The sequence below is a fragment of the Mesorhizobium sp. M7A.F.Ca.CA.002.09.1.1 genome, from assembly GCF_003998555.1.
Taxonomy (GTDB): domain Bacteria; phylum Pseudomonadota; class Alphaproteobacteria; order Rhizobiales; family Rhizobiaceae; genus Mesorhizobium; species Mesorhizobium ciceri.
Window position 1 is genome coordinate 1 of the sequence record NZ_RZRR01000785.1, and the last position, 2,656, is coordinate 2,656.

The 2,656-nt window shown below is 65.1% G+C and carries 4 protein-coding genes and 1 pseudogene; 4 read left to right on the forward strand and 1 reads right to left on the reverse strand.

The annotated features are described in order from the left end of the window. Window positions 1–145: 145 nt before the first annotated feature. A complete protein-coding gene (locus EN994_RS26190) occupies window positions 146–331 on the forward strand; it encodes a Flp family type IVb pilin (protein WP_127224214.1) in 186 nt (61 codons plus the stop codon). Between the two features lie 27 nt (window positions 332–358). On the opposite strand, the gene EN994_RS26195 is transcribed toward EN994_RS26190, so the two are convergent. Further along, a complete protein-coding gene (locus EN994_RS26195) occupies window positions 359–1,234 on the reverse strand; it encodes a methyltransferase domain-containing protein (protein ID WP_063169073.1) in 876 nt (291 codons plus the stop codon). 65 nt (window positions 1,235–1,299) lie between these two features. Between EN994_RS26195 and EN994_RS26200 the strand changes: the two genes are divergently transcribed. The 3 genes and pseudogenes from EN994_RS26200 to EN994_RS26210 form a co-directional block, all read left to right on the forward strand. After that, entirely contained in the window at window positions 1,300–2,100 is an 801-nt protein-coding gene (locus EN994_RS26200) for a ComF family protein (RefSeq protein ID WP_063169072.1), read from the forward strand. 27 nt (window positions 2,101–2,127) lie between these two features. Continuing rightward, window positions 2,128–2,397, forward strand: a complete 270-nt coding sequence (gene grxC / locus EN994_RS26205; RefSeq protein ID WP_024503792.1) for a glutaredoxin 3 — start codon at window positions 2,128–2,130, stop codon at window positions 2,395–2,397. A gap of 10 nt (window positions 2,398–2,407) precedes the next feature. Further along, window positions 2,408–2,656 (forward strand): annotated as a pseudogene (locus EN994_RS26210) (carbon-nitrogen hydrolase family protein); the annotation flags it as partial.

The window sequence follows — 2,656 nt, forward strand, 5'->3', positions numbered from 1 at the left end:
ATCAGGTCCAATGGCCGGAGCAGCGGCGACTGCTGACATGGTTAAGAGATTTCGCAAAGGCGGCGGTTTCACCGCCTGTTAAGCCTTTGCCGTTAACCTTTCTTAACAGGTCGGCTGTAAGGTCCCGGACAGAGGGGTTGAGGCCATGAAAGCAGTGCTGCTGGGTTTTCTGAACGACGAGACCGGCGCCACGGCCGTCGAATATGGCGTGATCATCGCCGTGCTGTCGCTGGCCATCGTCGGCGGTATCGGTGAGGTCCGCGACGGGATCATCTGGCTGTTCAGCGACAACAACAGCAAGCTTGCGAACGCTTTCGCACCCACTCTCTGATCCGGCTTTCCCGCGCCTGGGGCAGGATCATTGCCCGTCGGGCGCCTCCAGGATTGTTTTCAGCGAGACCTTGGCCGACCCTGGCTTCAGCGGTTTTTGCTGCGAAGCGTCGGGCGCCCAGCCGGACATCCAGACAATCGAGAAACTTGCCCTGACGCGGCCGTCGGGGTCGGAAAACCGCTCGGCGTAGATTTCCGCCGCGCGGGCAAACAGCTTGCGCGAGCCCGGGCGCCGGCTGCGATCGGTGAGTGCATTGGTCTCGCCCATGGCCCGCAGATCCGCGATCAGGTTGAACAGGCTGGCATAGCGCACCGTCACCGTCTCGACGTCGGCGACCGGCAGAGCGAGACCGGCGCGCTGCAGCAGCGCACCGGCATCGCGCACGTCGGTGAACGGCGCGACACGCGGGCTGGCGCCGCCGTAAAGCTCGGTCTCGGCCGCAAGCAGGCTTTCGCGCAACTCGAAAAGCGTACCGGCGCCGGCAAAGGCGCCGAGGAAAAGCCCATCCGGCCGCAACGCACGGCGGATCTGGATCAGCATGCCTGGGATGTCGTTCATGGCCTGCAGCGACAAGAGCGACACCGCCAGATCGAGGCTTTCCGACTCGAACGGCACGGTTTCGAGCGGTGCGATCAGGCCGGCATCGCCACCGCTCAGGAAAGCCGTATCCGTCTCGACGCGGACAATGTCGGCGACCTTGCCGCTTTCGGCGAGCGTTTCGGCCGCCGCCGGCGTCTGGCAAAACAGCACGGCCGCCTTGCCGAACCGGCGCTCGACGGCGCCCAGCCGTTCGGCAAGGTCCTCGGCCGTGCGGCGCATGAGGAAGTCCGCGCCGTCGACCGGACGGGCAAGCGCGCGCCGCTTGTGCGTCAGCCACAGAGAGGTATCCATTATTGGCTGCAACGGGCAGATCCTTTGTTTGTCCACGCTCCGAGATCGTTGATATAGTGGCGCGCAGGAGCAACCACGTGGCCGATCCGATGCCCAAGATCAAGTCTATCGGGATCACGAACCTGGCCCGGTCGGTTGTCGGCTGGCCGGCGCGGATGCTGTTTCCGCCGGTCTGCGCCGGTTGCCGCCGGCATGTCTCGCAACCGGGCGTGCTGTGCGGCGCCTGCTGGCCGAAGCTCAGGCTGCTGGAGCGGCCATGGTGCCCTGTCATGGGTACGCCGTTCACCCACCATATGGGCGAAGGCTTTCTGTCGGCCGAGGCGATTGCCGATCCGCCGCCTTTCGAGCGGGCGCGGGCGGCGGTCGCCTATTCCGGCGTTGCGCGCCAGATGGTGCAAGGGTTGAAATACCAGGATCGCACGGATCTGGCACCTTGGATGGCGCGCTGGATGATGCGTGCGGGTGCCGATCTCATCGCCGAGGCGGATGTGGTGGTGCCGGTGCCGCTGCACTGGCGGCGGTTTTTCAGGCGGCGCTTCAACCAGTCGGCGGAACTGGCAAGGGCGGTCTCGGCACTTAGCGGATTGCCCTTCGCCCCGTCGGCGGTGCGGCGCGTGAAACTCACCCGCCAGCAGGTCGGGCTGGAGCGCGGCGAACGCGAGGAGAATGTGCGGGCCGCGTTCCGGGTGCCTGCCGAGGCGGAAATCGAGATCGCCGGCCGCAGGGTGCTTTTGATCGACGATGTCTACACCACCGGCGCCACGGTGCGTTCCGACACCAAGGCGCTGAAAAGGGGAGGTGCGGCCGCCGTCGACGTGCTGACCTTTGCGCGTGTGTTGCCGGGGGACTTTCGGGCGGACGAGTCCGCGACTATATAAGTCGGCAACGAACAGCGGAAATTCGTCATGACCGATGTCACGATCTACACCCGCATGATGTGCGGCTATTGCACGGCAGCCAAGCGGCTGCTCGAGCGCAAGGGCGTCGCCTTTACCGAGCACGATGCCTCCTTCTCGCCGGAATTGCGCCAGGAGATGATCTCCCGGGCGCATGGCCGCACGACCTTTCCGCAGATTTTCATCGGCGATACGCATGTCGGCGGCTGTGACGACCTCCACGAGCTGGAGGCCGAAGGCCGGCTGGACAAATTGCTCGCCAACGGCGCGACGAATTGAGGGAATGACGATGGGTGTTTTCAAGGCCGCTGCGATCCAGATGCGTTCGGGCGAGAGCCCCGAGCGCAACGCCGTCGATCTCGAACGGCTGGTGCGTGAAGCAGCCAGCCTAGGTGCCACCTACATCCAGACGCCGGAAATGACCGGGGCGCTGATCCGCGACAAGGAAGCTCGCGCCGCATCGTTCACGTCGGAGGACAAGGACATCGTCGTCGCGACCGCGCGCAGGCTGGCCAAGGAGCTCGGCATCTTCCTGCAT

Excerpts from the sequence above, each read along its gene's own strand:
- grxC (WP_024503792.1), top strand. The coding sequence starts at position 2,128 with ATGACCGATGTCACGATCTACACCCGCATGATGTGCGGCTATTGCACG.
- EN994_RS26190 (WP_127224214.1), top strand. The coding sequence starts at position 146 with ATGAAAGCAGTGCTGCTGGGTTTTCTGAACGACGAGACCGGCGCCACG.